This window comes from Vibrio sp. Vb0304 (assembly GCF_033338995.1).
GTDB lineage: Bacteria > Pseudomonadota > Gammaproteobacteria > Enterobacterales > Vibrionaceae > Vibrio > Vibrio alginolyticus.
Genome location: NZ_JAWOTT010000017.1, coordinates 1 through 14,191 on the forward strand (window position 1 = coordinate 1; position 14,191 = coordinate 14,191).

At 44.7% G+C, this 14,191-nt stretch carries 20 protein-coding genes; 5 read left to right on the forward strand and 15 right to left on the reverse strand.

Annotated features, from left to right (window positions below; all coding sequences use genetic code 11):
• Positions 1-240: 240 nt before the first annotated feature.
• Positions 241-2,202, forward strand: coding sequence for a 2',3'-cyclic-nucleotide 2'-phosphodiesterase (cpdB, locus tag R7P35_RS17605; protein ID WP_213898420.1), 1,962 nt, complete (start codon positions 241-243; stop codon positions 2,200-2,202).
• A gap of 97 nt (positions 2,203-2,299) precedes the next feature.
• Complete coding sequence (locus R7P35_RS17610) at positions 2,300-2,878, forward strand: Crp/Fnr family transcriptional regulator (RefSeq protein ID WP_158173616.1); 579 nt, start codon at positions 2,300-2,302, stop codon at positions 2,876-2,878.
• A gap of 54 nt (positions 2,879-2,932) precedes the next feature.
• Here R7P35_RS17610 and dbpA read toward each other — a convergent pair whose 3' ends face one another.
• Entirely contained in the window at positions 2,933-4,312 is a 1,380-nt protein-coding gene (dbpA, locus tag R7P35_RS17615; protein ID WP_005379583.1) for an ATP-dependent RNA helicase DbpA, read from the reverse strand.
• A 142-nt stretch (positions 4,313-4,454) separates the two neighbouring features.
• Between dbpA and R7P35_RS17620 the strand changes: the two genes are divergently transcribed.
• Positions 4,455-4,916, forward strand: a complete 462-nt coding sequence (locus R7P35_RS17620) for a GNAT family N-acetyltransferase (protein WP_318092443.1) — start codon at positions 4,455-4,457, stop codon at positions 4,914-4,916.
• A gap of 91 nt (positions 4,917-5,007) precedes the next feature.
• On the opposite strand, the gene R7P35_RS17625 is transcribed toward R7P35_RS17620, so the two are convergent.
• Positions 5,008-5,604: a LysM-like peptidoglycan-binding domain-containing protein gene (locus R7P35_RS17625; protein WP_017820296.1), complete on the reverse strand. Its 597-nt coding sequence runs from the start codon at positions 5,602-5,604 to the stop codon at positions 5,008-5,010.
• Positions 5,605-5,836: 232 nt separating this feature from the next.
• On the opposite strand from R7P35_RS17625, the gene R7P35_RS17630 reads away from it, so the two are divergent.
• Positions 5,837-6,457 carry an FKBP-type peptidyl-prolyl cis-trans isomerase gene (locus tag R7P35_RS17630; RefSeq protein WP_005383137.1) on the forward strand — a complete coding sequence of 207 codons (621 nt, stop codon included), beginning with the start codon at positions 5,837-5,839 and terminating at the stop codon, positions 6,455-6,457.
• Between the two features lie 153 nt (positions 6,458-6,610).
• Positions 6,611-7,090 (forward strand): DUF2780 domain-containing protein, encoded by a 480-nt coding sequence (locus tag R7P35_RS17635; protein ID WP_017820297.1) that lies wholly within the window; start codon positions 6,611-6,613, stop codon positions 7,088-7,090.
• Between the two features lie 135 nt (positions 7,091-7,225).
• Here R7P35_RS17635 and rplQ read toward each other — a convergent pair whose 3' ends face one another.
• The 13 genes from rplQ to rpsH form a co-directional block, all read right to left on the reverse strand.
• Complete coding sequence (gene rplQ / locus R7P35_RS17640; protein ID WP_005383141.1) at positions 7,226-7,606, reverse strand: 50S ribosomal protein L17; 381 nt, start codon at positions 7,604-7,606, stop codon at positions 7,226-7,228.
• A 26-nt stretch (positions 7,607-7,632) separates the two neighbouring features.
• Positions 7,633-8,625 (reverse strand): DNA-directed RNA polymerase subunit alpha, encoded by a 993-nt coding sequence (locus R7P35_RS17645; protein ID WP_005383143.1) that lies wholly within the window; start codon positions 8,623-8,625, stop codon positions 7,633-7,635.
• Positions 8,626-8,649: 24 nt separating this feature from the next.
• Positions 8,650-9,270 carry a 30S ribosomal protein S4 gene (gene rpsD / locus R7P35_RS17650; protein WP_005383146.1) on the reverse strand — a complete coding sequence of 207 codons (621 nt, stop codon included), beginning with the start codon at positions 9,268-9,270 and terminating at the stop codon, positions 8,650-8,652.
• 27 nt (positions 9,271-9,297) lie between these two features.
• Positions 9,298-9,687, reverse strand: a complete 390-nt coding sequence (gene rpsK / locus R7P35_RS17655) for a 30S ribosomal protein S11 (RefSeq protein WP_001118870.1) — start codon at positions 9,685-9,687, stop codon at positions 9,298-9,300.
• 18 nt (positions 9,688-9,705) lie between these two features.
• Complete coding sequence (rpsM, locus tag R7P35_RS17660; RefSeq protein WP_005383154.1) at positions 9,706-10,062, reverse strand: 30S ribosomal protein S13; 357 nt, start codon at positions 10,060-10,062, stop codon at positions 9,706-9,708.
• A gap of 149 nt (positions 10,063-10,211) precedes the next feature.
• Complete coding sequence (gene rpmJ / locus R7P35_RS17665) at positions 10,212-10,325, reverse strand: 50S ribosomal protein L36 (protein ID WP_000868186.1); 114 nt, start codon at positions 10,323-10,325, stop codon at positions 10,212-10,214.
• Positions 10,326-10,363: 38 nt separating this feature from the next.
• A complete protein-coding gene (gene secY / locus R7P35_RS17670) occupies positions 10,364-11,698 on the reverse strand; it encodes a preprotein translocase subunit SecY (protein WP_318092414.1) in 1,335 nt (444 codons plus the stop codon).
• A 20-nt stretch (positions 11,699-11,718) separates the two neighbouring features.
• Positions 11,719-12,153, reverse strand: coding sequence for a 50S ribosomal protein L15 (gene rplO, locus R7P35_RS17675; RefSeq protein WP_005383155.1), 435 nt, complete (start codon positions 12,151-12,153; stop codon positions 11,719-11,721).
• A gap of 5 nt (positions 12,154-12,158) precedes the next feature.
• Positions 12,159-12,335, reverse strand: coding sequence for a 50S ribosomal protein L30 (rpmD, locus tag R7P35_RS17680; RefSeq protein ID WP_005379565.1), 177 nt, complete (start codon positions 12,333-12,335; stop codon positions 12,159-12,161).
• A 7-nt stretch (positions 12,336-12,342) separates the two neighbouring features.
• Complete coding sequence (rpsE, locus tag R7P35_RS17685; protein ID WP_004745894.1) at positions 12,343-12,846, reverse strand: 30S ribosomal protein S5; 504 nt, start codon at positions 12,844-12,846, stop codon at positions 12,343-12,345.
• 14 nt (positions 12,847-12,860) lie between these two features.
• A complete protein-coding gene (gene rplR, locus R7P35_RS17690) occupies positions 12,861-13,214 on the reverse strand; it encodes a 50S ribosomal protein L18 (RefSeq protein ID WP_005379568.1) in 354 nt (117 codons plus the stop codon).
• Positions 13,215-13,223: 9 nt separating this feature from the next.
• Entirely contained in the window at positions 13,224-13,757 is a 534-nt protein-coding gene (gene rplF, locus R7P35_RS17695; protein WP_005379570.1) for a 50S ribosomal protein L6, read from the reverse strand.
• Between the two features lie 13 nt (positions 13,758-13,770).
• On the reverse strand, positions 13,771-14,163 hold the full coding sequence (rpsH, locus tag R7P35_RS17700) for a 30S ribosomal protein S8 (RefSeq protein ID WP_005379572.1): 393 nt from the start codon (positions 14,161-14,163) through the stop codon (positions 13,771-13,773).
• Positions 14,164-14,191 lie beyond the last annotated feature (28 nt).

Sequence of the window (14,191 nt, forward strand, 5' to 3'; positions counted from 1 at the left end):
GCATTATGGCGGGGCGTTTATATTACCTGAAATTCTAAAATTTCATTTTTTATTCAAAAATCTGCTAAGAAGTTTTTGTTTGGTCTCATTCAAAAGCGTGCAAAAGTCGGCGGTTAATATGAATAAGGTTCAGTAAACTGATTAATGTTCACAGTTTTCTGTATCTTTATCATCGAGTTGCACCTGTGTTTGATACATTACGCAGTGCGATTTCCCCTTATCATCGAATTGGAGCACCAAATGAAAGTGGCAGTTCATCCTATTTCCCTCGCAGTATTAAGTGGCATGCTAACGCTTGCTGGCCCAGCAATGGCCGATACCATCAAGCTTCGTATTATCGAAACCACCGACATTCACACCAACGTAATGGATTACGATTACTACAAAGACCAACCATCACAGCAAATCGGTTTAAGTCGCGCAGCAACAATAGTGAAACAAGCTAAGTCCGAGGCAGAAAACTCGGTACTAGTAGATAACGGTGATTTAATTCAGGGCAGCCCAATGGGCGATTACATGGCGGCAAAGGGGATTAATCCCGGCGACGTGCACCCAGTCTACAAAGCGATGAACAAGCTAGACTACGATGTGGGCAACATTGGCAATCATGAGTTCAACTATGGCTTAGATTTCCTACAAACGACGTTGAAGGGGGCAAACTTCCCTTACATCAATGCAAACGTATTTGATAAACAAACCGGTGAGCATTACTTCAAGCCTTACCTCATCAAAACTCACACATTTAAAGACACAGACGGCGAAGCGCATCAAATAAAAGTGGGTTACATCGGCTTTGTACCACCACAAATTATGGTATGGGATAAGAAGAACTTAGAAGGCAAAGTCTTTGCTAAAGACATTAAGGAAACCGCAGAGAAACTGATTCCTCAAATGAAGAAAGAAGGCGCAGACGTGATTGTGGCGATTCCACACTCGGGCATTTCTACTGATCCATACAAACTAGGCGCTGAAAACTCTGTTTACTACCTCACAGAAGTTGAAGGTATTGATGCGATTGCTTTTGGCCACTCTCACGCCGTCTTCCCAGGGAAAGACTTCGCAAACCTACCTGGTGTTGATATAGATAAAGGGACCATCAATGGTGTAACGTCCGTGATGCCGGGCCGCTGGGGAAGTCACGTAGGTGTGATGGATTTGATGCTGAAAGAGAAAGACGGCAGATGGCAAGTCGTCGAAGGCCAAGCAGAAGCACGCCCTATCTTCGATAAAGTAAATAAGAAGTCTTTAGCTAAAGCCGATGCAGATATTGTGAAAGCGTTAGAAGAAGATCACAAAGGCACTCGTGAATTTGTAAACCAACCAATCGGCAAAGCAAATGATGTCATGTACAGCTTCTTGGCATTAGTGCAGGACGACCCCACCATTCAAATCGTTAACCTTGCTCAGAAAGACTACGTAGAACGCTTTATTCAAGGCGACCCAGACCTTTCTGACATTCCAGTACTGAGTGCGGCAGCACCATTTAAAGTCGGCGGTCGTAAGAACGATCCGAATAACTTTACAGAAGTAGAATCCGGTCAGCTCACCTTCCGTAATGCGGCCGATCTTTACTTATATCCAAACACCTTGGTTGCGATGAAAGTGAAAGGTAAAGAAGTTCGCGAATGGCTAGAGTGCAGTGCGGGTCAATTCAACCACATCGACATCAACAATCCTAAACCGCAATCTTTGATTGATTGGGATAATTTCCGTACGTACAACTTCGATGTTATTGATGGGGTTAACTACCAAATCGACGTTACCCAACCGCCGAAGTACGATGCGGATTGTAAAGTGATTAATCCAGATTCTCAGCGCATTGTGAATCTGACGTTCAATGGTAAGCCTGTCAATCCGAAGCAAGATTTCATCATCGCAACCAATAACTACCGTGCTTATAGCAATACTTTCCCTGGTACAGGCCCAGATTTCATTGCATTTGACGCACCAGATGAAAACCGTTCTGTCGTCGCCACTTATATTTCTCGCGTGAGTGAAGAAAAAGGAGAAGTGACACCAAGCGCTGACAACAACTGGTCTTTCGCACCGATTAAGTCCGATAACAAGCTAGATATTCGTTTCGAAACCTCCCCTAGCGATAAAGCGGCGCAGTTCATCAAAGAGAAAGGACAATACCCAATGAAGCGCGTGTCAACAGATGACATTGGTTTCGCGATTTATCAAATCGATTTGAATAAATAAGGTTGATTTGACAGCAACACTAAGCGGCTCTCATGAGCCGCTTTTTTGTTATCAATAAAACCCGTTAAAATAAAGAAAACCGTTTCTGAGTTATCACATGCACAGCGATCTTTTTTCAGACTTAGTCAAACATGGCTTTTTAGAGACAGAAGCAAACCAACTTATTGAAAATGGTGAGTTGCTCGAACTGCCTACACGCCACATTCTTAATCACCAAGGGGAGTTTAGCTCACACCTTTACTTCATCATTGAGGGGTTATGCCACGCAAGCTATCTTACTGAGCACGGCAAAGAATTCAGTAAAGAATTTTATTGGGAGAAGGACTGGGTTATCGGGTTTGAGAGCATAATAAAGGACCAACCTTCGCCTTACTTATTGGAAACGCTGAGCGCTTGTCAGCTATTTTGCTTGCCAATTGAAACGTTGCATCACTGGCGAGCAGAAAAGCACGCCATTTACTTAAAGCTACTCGAAAACCAACTGGTTAATAAAGAGAACAAAGAACGCTTTATGTTGCTCTACTCTCCAGAGGAACGATATCAATTATTTTGCGTTCATTACCCAGATTTAAAGCAACGTATTACCGATAGTCAAATTGCGGCCTACCTGGGCATTACGCCAATCAGTTTGAGTCGAATCAAAGCACGCTTAACCAAAGATCACACTCTCAAATAAACTCAAAAAAGAAAAAAGCTCTTCAAACGAAGAGCTTTTTCTCTGCTATTTGAGCTATTTAAGAATTCGCGCCCGGAACTGGCGCCCTTTCATCTTGCCGTTACTAATGGTTTGTAGAGCCTTTTTAGCCACAGATTTTTCGACGGCAACATAAGCGCGCACAGGGAACAGGTGAATCTTTCCGACTTGAGAGCCTGGAATACCATTTTTTCCTGTCAAACAACCTAAAATATCACCCGGTCGTACTTTCTGTTTCTTACCGCCATCAATGTTAATCGTCACCATTTTCGCTTGGTATGGCTGCTGATTTGATTTGGCAGGCAATGTTGCTGGTACCACGTCCATCTCTAGGTATTCTTCAATACGAGCTACACGTAAACCGTCTTTCTCACCAAAAAAGCTGAACGCTAAACCTTTACTACCCGCACGACCTGTACGACCAATACGGTGCACATGAACCTCAGGATCGCGCGATAGCTCAAAGTTAAAGACAGCGTCAAGATTATCAACGTCCAAACCACGCGCCGCAACGTCTGTTGCAACAAGGATAGACACACTCTTGTTAGCAAACTGCACCAATGCTTGGTCGCGTTCACGCTGCTCTAAGTCCCCATGGATATCGATAACGCTGAATCCTTTGTGATGCAACTCATCTGCGACACTTTGAACTTCTTTTTTGGTATTACAAAAAACCACCGCGGACTCTGGTTGGTGAGTCAGCAGCAAATTCGCCAACGCTTCATCACGTGCTTCCGAGCCTTCAACTTTATAGAAGTACTGCGCAATGCTTGAGGTATCATGCGTCGATTCCACCTTAATCACTTCCGGTGTCTGCATTATACGCTGCGCAATTTGCTCAATTTTTTCTGGAAAAGTAGCACTGAAAAGTAGAGTTTGACGCTGCTTTGGCGCTGCATCGATGATTGCATCTAATGCGTCTTGGAAACCCATGTCCAACATGCGATCAGCTTCATCTAGCACCAAGGTATTCAGTTCGCTAAGATCAATTCGGCCTTTTTCAAGGTGATCCAAAATACGACCAGGAGTACCAACTAGGATATGCGCACCATGCTCCAGCGAACCAATTTGTGGCCCCATAGGCATCCCACCGCAGAGAGTAAGCACTTTAATATTATGAATGCCGCGACCTAAAGTACGAATTTCCTTCGCTACTTGGTCTGCAAGCTCACGCGTTGGACACAATACTAATGACTGGACACGAAAGCGTTTGACGTTGAGGTTCGATAAAACCCCTAAACCAAATGCAGCGGTTTTACCTGAGCCCGTTTTACCCTGCCCGATGACATCACGATGTTTTAGGATTGCAGGCAAGCTCAAAGCTTGAATTGGCGTCATGTGGGTATAGTTCAGGGAATCAAGTGTGGCAAGTAACGCTGGGTTAAGCCCTACTTGATCGAATGTTTGTTTGCTCACGGGGATATCCTCAGGTGAGATGGAAAGAGGGCACATTATCACCAGATTTGGTGGGAAAACCAGTGCTAATTAACCTTTGTTAATGAGTATGAGCTCAAAACAAAGTAAAGTCAGTCACTCTATTCTCATTACGGATGACAACATGCTCACTTGGATTACTTTGCCCTTTGCTCAGCTAACAACCGCACAGCTGTATGAAATGATGAAATTGCGTGTGGATGTATTCGTTGTTGAACAAACCTGCCCTTATCCTGAACTTGATGGTAAGGACACACTCGAAGGCGTTTATCATCTAATAGGCTATCACGGTGATGAACTGGTTGCTTGCGCACGATTACTGCCCGCAGGCACTACGTATGACAATGTGAGTATTGGTCGAGTGGTGACAAAGCAGACCGCGCGAGGCGGTGGCTTAGGTCATAAGTTATTGGACAAGGCATTGGCACAATGCGAAACATTATGGCCAGGGCAGACAATAGATATAGGTGCTCAAGAACACCTCATCCAGTTTTATGCAAGTCATGGATTCAAGGTTATCTCAGAGTGCTACCTTGAAGATGGTATCCCTCATGTGGATATGCGGAAAGAATCCGTAGCGCTATAAGTTTCAATTCGATTGGTTACTATGAAAACTAATCGAATTAAAAAACTAACTAAAAAGACGCGATATATTCGCGTCTTTTCATTTGAAGCGTTTACTTGTTACGCCCAAAGGTCCCATCCGACAAACGGAAAAACATAACGGACCGCCCGCTTTTTTCCAGCTGTAGCATATCTAACTCGCCTTCGTCACTAAGCTTAAAGCGAATCAACTGTCCCTGCTTTATTTGGCTTAGCGGCTTATCACTGCCTTCTATTTTGACTAGAGCGCTAAGATCCGCCATAGAGAGCTGATTACTTCTGAAAACCTGCGCTAATGTATCACCATTTTTAACCGTGTACTCTTTCCAGTCTTCAGATTTCGGTCCAGAGTTCTGAGAGGTTCTCTGCTGGCTTAAACTCTGCGCGTTCAGCTCAATCGCTACGCGTTGATGATCGACCTCAGTCTGCTCAACTGGCTGGTCTGTTTTATTCGGCAAAGGAATAACAAGGAGTACCAGAATCAATGGCACTAAGACCATCAAAGCACGCTGATGAAATTTAGGCAGACGCAACCAAAACTGCTTAACAGGCTGTATACGCTCCAACCATTGCTCTTTGTTGAACGGCTGCTTCCAGTCGATAGCAGCGAATTTTTGTTTAACCAATTCGACATAGTCGACTTGCTGCTTTTTCTTTCTGCGACGATTCATTGTAATGAGTCCCTTAATACTTCTACGGCCAGTATAAAAATACCGACGCGGAGAGTATATGTTTTTCACCAAACTAAAATGGAATTGGGATTAAATTAGCAGAAATTTCACTTGGAGTAAGAGATAAGTCACAACCTGGTCGCCTCAATTAAGCATTCAGTCGCAATCATTTAAACCTAAGCTCGAAACTGATATCCTGTTACCTTTATCACTCCTAATAAGAGCGACATTCATGTCTGAAATTAAATTTGAAACTGCAGAACAAAAAGCAAGCTACGGCATTGGTCTGCAAATGGGTCAGCAACTTGCAGGCTCTGGTCTTGAAGGTCTTAGCGTTGATGCTATCGCAGCAGGTATTGCAACAGCACTAACTGGTGACATGCCATCAATCGAAATTGATGAAATCAACAAAGCACTACAAGAACTTCACACTCGTGCAGAAACAGCTCGCCAAGAAGCAGCAAAAATTGCGGCAGCAGAAGGCGAAGCGTTCCTAAAAGACAACGCTCTACGACCTGAAGTTAACGTTCTAGACTCTGGTCTTCAGTACGAAATCATTTCTGAAGGTACTGGTGCAGTTCCTACAGCAGAAAGCTCAGTTCGCGTTCACTACCACGGTGAGCTAACTGACGGTACTGTATTCGATAGCTCTGTATCTCGCGGTCAACCTGCTGAATTCCCTGTTACAGGTGTAATCAAAGGTTGGGTAGAGGCACTACAACTAATGCCTGTTGGCTCTAAGTGGAAGCTATACGTACCACAAGATCTTGCGTACGGTGAGCGTGGCGCTGGTGCGGCTATCCCTCCATTTGCAGCTTTAGTTTTCGAAGTAGAACTATTAGATATTATCTAATTGAAACCATTTTCAATTATGATTAAATAAAACGGCGCACTAGCGCCGTTTTTTTGTCTAAACTGAATAGACTTTCTCACCTCTGAACCTTTCACTCTGATAGCCTTTAAAAATAAAATCACTTTTAAAAAACGCTCAACCTTTGGAGGTACTATGCGTAAAACACTCCTAACTCTAGCACTCCTATCAATCAACATTGGTAGTGCGCACGCATTCTTAGATTCAGTCACTCAAAAAAGTAAAGAAAGTGGCCTGATGGACATGGTCGGCAGCAGCTTGAACACCGAGTCATCTCCATTAACAGACATGCTAACTAGCCAATTACCAGTATCCACTGAGCAAGCAGCCGGAGGCAGTGGTGCGCTACTCGCTTTGGCTCAAAGCCAGCTTTCGCAAGAAAATAGTAGTGAATTACAGTCTTTGATTCCTGGACTTTCAAACTTGCAAGGAGCACAAAGCTTACTAGGAAATATTGAGAATATCAGTGCAGTCAAAAGTGCATTCGATACGTTAGGTTTAGACCCATCTATGATCAGTCAGTTTGCTCCAGTCATCTTGGATTACTTGAACAAGCAAGGCGCTAGCGAAGGGCTTCTAAGTTCGTTGGGCGGGTTGTGGAATACTAGTAAATAAGCGTAAGTGATAATCACTTTTTAAATTGCCAGTCTGCATGGGTTGAAATAAATGCAGGCTGGATATAAAGGTTTACTGAATTACAGATACAAAAAAGCCGAGCTAATGCTCGGCTTTCTCGTTCTTACGAACTGATTACTCAGCAGCTTCTTCAGCAGCTGGGCGATCTACAAGCTCAATGTAAGCCATTGGAGCTTTATCACCAGCACGGAAGCCAGCTTTTAGGATACGAGTGTAACCGCCCTGACGAGCAGCAAAACGTGGACCTAGTTCGTTAAATAGTTTTGCAACTACTTCGTTGTCACGAGTACGTGCAAATGCTAGACGACGGTTAGCAACACTGTCAGTCTTAGCTAGTGTAATCAAAGGCTCAACTACGCGACGTAGCTCTTTTGCTTTTGGCAAAGTAGTCTTGATAACTTCATGACGTACTAGAGAGCTAGCCATGTTGCTGAACATCGCTTTGCGATGTGAGCTGTTGCGGTTGAGTTGACGACCACTCTTACGATGGCGCATGACCTAATCCTTCTAACTAGTATCGATTAATCTTCAGCGATTGATGCAGGTGGCCAGTTTTCTAGGCGCATGCCCAGAGACAGACCACGTGACGCAAGTACGTCTTTAATCTCAGTAAGAGATTTTTTACCAAGGTTAGGCGTTTTAAGTAGCTCAACCTCAGTACGTTGTACTAGATCACCGATGTAGTGAATCGCTTCTGCTTTCAAACAGTTAGCAGAGCGAACTGTTAGTTCAAGATCGTCTACAGGACGCAGTAGGATCGGATCGAATTCTGGCTTCTCTTCCTTCTCCTCAGGAACTCGTACATCACGAAGATCTACGAATGCATCCAATTGTTCAGCTAGGATTGTAGCTGCACGACGGATTGCTTCCTCAGGTTCTAGAGTACCGTTTGTTTCCATATCGATAACAAGCTTGTCTAGATCAGTACGCTGTTCTACACGAGCTGCTTCTACAGCGTAGGCAATTTTGTCTACTGGGCTGTAAGTAGCATCTACTAGTAGGCGACCGATAGGACGCTCGTCTTCTTCGTTATGGATACGCGCAGAAGCTGGAACATAACCACGACCACGTTCAACTTTGATACGCATTGCGATCTCAGCGTTGTCATCCGTCAGGTGACAAATTACGTGTTCAGGGTTAGCGATCTCTACATCACCATCATGGGTGATGTCACCTGCAACCACAGGGCCCGAGCCTGATTTGTTCAAAGTAATGAACACTTCATCTTTGCCTTCGGCAACGCGCACAGCCAAACCTTTAAGGTTTAGAAGAATTTCAAGAATATCTTCTTGAACGCCTTCTTTCGTGCTGTACTCATGAAGTACGCCTTCAATTTCTACTTCTGTTACAGCACAACCTGGCATAGAAGATAGAAGGATGCGGCGAAGTGCATTACCCAGAGTATGACCAAAGCCACGCTCTAATGGCTCAAGAGTTACTTTTGCGTGAGTCGAGCTGATTTGTTCGATGTCAACTAGACGTGGCTTAAGAAATTCTGTTACAGAACCCTGCATTGTGTCCTCTCTTTAGTTTAAACCTTACTTAGAGTAAAGCTCGACGATCAATTGTTCGTTGATGTCAGCTGATAGATCAGAACGTTCAGGCATACGCTTGAATGTACCTTCCATCTTGCCACCATCTACTTCAATCCAAGTTGGTTTTTCACGTTGTTCAGCAACTTCTAGAGCTGCTTTGATACGAGCTTGCTGTTTAGCTTTCTCGCGAATAGAAACAACGTCATTAGCCGCTACTTTGAAAGAAGGAACGTTTACAACTTTACCGTTTACTAGGATAGCTTTGTGGCTAACTAGCTGACGTGCTTCTGCGCGAGTTGCGCCAAAGCCCATGCGGTAAACTACGTTATCAAGACGACCTTCAAGAAGCTGAAGTAGGTTTTCACCAGTGTTGCCTTTTAGGCGAGCAGCTTCTTTGTAGTAGTTACGGAATTGTTTTTCTAGAACGCCGTACATACGACGTACTTTTTGCTTCTCACGAAGCTGAACGCCATACTCAGATAGACGACCGCGACGAGCGCCGTGTACACCTGGTGCGTTATCAATTTTACACTTGGTATCGATCGCGCGAACACCAGACTTAAGGAATAAGTCAGTGCCTTCACGACGGCTAAGCTTCAGCTTAGGACCCAAATATCTTGCCATGATTCTTCTCCAATTGTCCTAGAAACGTTATACGCGACGTTTCTTAGGTGGACGACAACCGTTATGAGGGATTGGTGTAGCATCAACGATGTTTGTGATGCGGAAACCAGCGGCGTTTAGTGCACGAACAGTAGATTCGCGACCTGGACCAGGACCCTTAACCATAACTTCCAAGTTCTTTAGGCCGTATTCTTTAGCCATTTCAGCACAACGCTCAGCAGCAACCTGTGCAGCGAACGGAGTAGACTTACGAGAACCACGGAAACCAGAACCACCTGCAGTAGCCCATGCAAGAGCGTTACCTTGACGGTCAGTAATGGTTACGATTGTGTTATTGAAAGAAGCATGGATGTGCGCAACGCCATCTGCAACTTGCTTGCGTACGCGCTTACGAGCGCGAGTTGGTTGTTTAGCCATTGTACTCTACCTTCCCGATTATTTCTTGATCGGCTTACGCGGACCCTTACGGGTGCGAGCGTTGGTTTTAGTACGCTGTCCACGTAGTGGTAGACTGCGACGATGACGAAGACCACGGTAACAGCCAAGGTCCATAAGACGCTTGATGTTCATAGATACTTCACGACGTAGATCACCTTCTACAGTGTACTTAGCTACACCATCACGCAGTTGATCGATCTGCTCTTCAGTTAGTTCACTGATCTTAACATTTTCAGCAATACCCACTTCAGCTAGGATAGCTTGAGAGCGAGTTTTACCGATGCCGTAGATCGCTGTTAGAGCGATTACTGCATGTTTCTGATCAGGAATGTTAATGCCTGCTATACGGGCCATTATTCACTCCTAAGTGTTTCTATAAAAGAATTAGCCGCAGCAAAGCCCGTTATGGATACGCTGCGGAATACTACTTCTTTTGCACGCAAAAGGTAGGCCGAGGAATATACTCGACCCAACCTTCATTTTCAAGTAAAAATTTCTGCTAATTAGCCTTGGCGCTGTTTGTGCTTTGGCTCACTGCAAATCACGCGAACGACACCGTTACGCTTGATTACTTTACAGTTACGGCAGATTTTTTTAACGGAAGCACGAACTTTCATTGCTAAACTCCGTAAATGAAACTGAGTCTACCGCCGGATTAACGGCCGTAGCCTTTCAGATTCGCTTTCTTCAACACAGAATCATACTGTTGAGACATCAGATGAGTCTGTACCTGTGCCATAAAGTCCATAATTACAACAACTACGATTAGTAGCGATGTACCGCCGAAGTAGAAACGTACGTTCCACGCGACCATCATGAACTCGGGAATCAGACAGATAAAGGTAATGTACACTGCACCAGCAAGGGTTAAACGTGTCATTACTTTATCAATGTATTTCGCTGTCTGCTCACCTGGGCGGATACCGGGTACGAATGCACCAGACTTCTTCAAGTTATCTGCTGTTTCACGCGGGTTGAAAACCAACGCCGTGTAGAAGAAACAGAAGAAGATAATTGCTGCTGCATAAAGCATTACATACAACGGTTGACCAGGGCTAAGAGCCAAAGACACGTCAGTTAACCAACCGAACGCGCTGCTCTCACCGTTTTGACCAAACCACTGAGCCAATGTTCCTGGGAACAAGATAATACTTGATGCAAAAATCGCTGGAATCACACCTGCCATGTTAATTTTAAGAGGCAAGTGCGAGCTTTGCGCAGCAAACACTTTACGACCTTGTTGACGTTTCGCATAGTTAACGACGATTCGGCGTTGACCACGTTCCATGAAAACAACGAAGTAAATTACTGCAAAAGCTAATACCGCGATTAGCAACAGAAGAAGTACATGCAATTCACCTTGACGCGCTTGCTCGATTGTTTGACCGATTGCAGAAGGCAATCCAGCAACAATACCTGCAAAAATCAGTATCGAAATACCGTTACCAATTCCGCGCTCTGTAATTTGTTCACCTAACCACATCAAGAACATGGTACCGGTTACTAAACTTACGGTAGCAATTAGCGTAAACATGGTTTGGTTGATAACAACCAGATTGTCGACCATGTTTGGTAGGCCAGTTGCAATACCTATAGCTTGGAAGGTTGCAAGTACAAGCGTGCCGTAGCGTGTGTATTGGCTTATCTTACGACGGCCTGCTTCACCCTCTTTTTTGAGTTCAGCTAACGCTGGATGAACTACAGTTAGCAATTGGACAACAATAGATGCCGAAATATACGGCATGATGCCCAATGCTAATATAGATGCACGCTCAAGAGCACCACCGGAGAACATGTTAAACATTTCAACGATGGTACCTTTTTGCTGTTCGAACAAATCGGCAAGTACAGCAGCGTCAATACCAGGAATCGGCACAAAAGAGCCGGCTCGGAATACTAAAAGTGCACCAATTACGAATAACAAGCGCGACTTTAGTTCACTTAAGCCGCTCTGAGCACTACGAAAATCTTGTCCTGGTTTCTTAGCCATCTGTACCTCGTTCCTCGAGATTATTCCTCGATTTTACCGCCTGCAGCTTCGATTGCAGCTTTAGCGCCTTTAGTCACACGTAGACCTTTAACAGTCACTGCTTTGTTGATTTCACCAGAAAGAACAACTTTTACAAATTCGATGTTCTTAGTGATGATGTTAGCAGCTTTAAGACTGTTTAGATCAACTACGTCACCAGAAACTTTCGCTAGCTCAGCTAGACGAACTTCAGCAGACACTAGGCTCTTACGAGAAGTGAAACCGAATTTTGGTAGACGTTGTTTCAGAGGCATCTGACCGCCTTCGAAACCTGGACGAACACTGCCGCCAGAACGTGATTTTTGACCTTTGTGACCACGGCCACCAGTTTTACCTAGGCCTGAACCGATACCACGACCTACTCGCTTCGCAGAAGTTTTCGCGCCAGCAGCCGGTGCTAGAGTATTCAAACGCATTCTGATTACTCCTCAACTTTAACCATGTAGTAAACCTTGTTGATCATACCGCGAATACACGGAGTATCTTCAAGTTCTACTGTGTGGTTGATTTTACGAAGACCTAGACCGCGCAAAGTAGCTTTGTGCTTTGGCAGACGACCAATTGAGCTTTTAGTTTGAGTTACTTTAATAGTTGCCATGGTGTTCTTACTCCGAAATAGATTCAACAGTTAGACCACGTTTAGCAGCAACCATTTCTGGTGACTTCATGCTACCTAGTGCATCGATCGTTGCACGAACGATGTTGATAGGGTTCGTAGAACCGTACGCTTTAGATAGTACGTTGTGTACACCAGCAACTTCTAGTACTGCACGCATCGCACCACCTGCGATAACACCAGTACCTTCTGCAGCAGGCTGCATGTAAACTTTAGAGCCCGAATGGCGACCTTTCACTGGGTGGTGAAGAGTGCCTTCGTTTAGAGCGATCGTAGTCATGTTACGACGCGCTTTTTCCATTGCTTTTTGAATCGCTGCAGGTACTTCACGAGCTTTGCCGTAACCGAAACCTACACGACCGTTACCGTCACCAACTACTGTTAGTGCAGTGAAGCTCATGATTCGACCACCTTTAACCGTTTTAGAAACACGGTTAACTGCGATTAGCTTTTCTTGCAAATCATTCGCTTGAACTTGTTGTTCTTTAGCCATCTTCCAACCCTACCTTAGAATTTCAGACCAGCTTCGCGAGCAGATTCTGCTAGCGCCGCTACTCGACCGTGGTATTGGAAACCAGAACGATCAAATGCAACTGCAGTTACGCCCTTCTCTAGAGCGCGCTCAGCAATAGCTTTACCCACTGCTTTAGCTGCATCAACGTTACCAGTGTATTTCACTTGCTCACGGATCGCTTTTTCTACAGTAGAAGCTGCTGCGATAACCTCAGAGCCGTTAGCCGCGATAACCTGTGCGTACACGTGACGAGGAGTACGGTGTACAACTAGGCGAGTCGCACCCAGTTCTGCAATCTTACGACGTGCACGTGTAGCACGACGGATGCGAGATGCTTTCTTATCCATAGTGTTACCTTACTTCTTCTTAGCTTCTTTAGTACGCACATTTTCATCTGCGTAACGAACACCTTTGCCTTTGTATGGCTCAGGCTCACGGTAAGAACGAATGTCAGCCGCAACTTGACCAACTAGTTGCTTGTCAGCACCAGTGATCACGATTTCAGTTTGGCTTGGACATTCAGCTTTAATACCCGCTGGCAACTCGTGCTCAACTGGGTGTGAGAAGCCTAGTGTTAGACCTACAGCGTTGCCTTTGATAGCAGCACGGTAACCTACACCTTTAAGAGTTAGCTTCTTAGTAAAGCCTTCAGTAACACCAACAACCATGTTGTTAACTAGAGCGCGAGCAGTACCTGCTTGAGCCCATGCGTTAGCAACACCTTCTTTAGGACCGAAAGTCAGGTTATTTTCTTCCTGAGCGATTACAACTGCGTTGTTAAGAACGCGAGTTAGTTCGCCTTTCGCACCTTTTACAGTGATTTCTTGGCCGTTTAGTTTCACCTCTACGCCAGCTGGAATAGCGACAGGTGCTTTTGCAACACGAGACATAGTCTACTCCTTATTAAGCTACGTAAGCGATGATTTCACCACCAAGACCTGCTTTACGTGCAGCGCGGTCTGACATAAGACCCTTGGAAGTAGAAACGATAGCAATACCAAGACCACCCATTACAGAAGGAAGTTCATCTTTCTTCTTGTAAACACGTAGACCTGGACGAGAAACACGTTTAAGTTGCTCGATTACTGGTTTAGCTTGGAAGTACTTAAGTGTAACTTCTAGCTCAGGTTTTGCTTCGCCTTCAACAGCGAAGTCAACGATGTAACCTTCAGCTTTTAGTAGTGCAGCAATTGCAACTTTAAGCTTTGAAGAAGGCATTTTTACAGCAACTTTGTTTGCTGCCTGACCGTTACGAACGCGGGTCAGCATATCCGAAATCGGATCTTGCATGCTCATATGATTTACTCCAAATGATTAAGTGGCA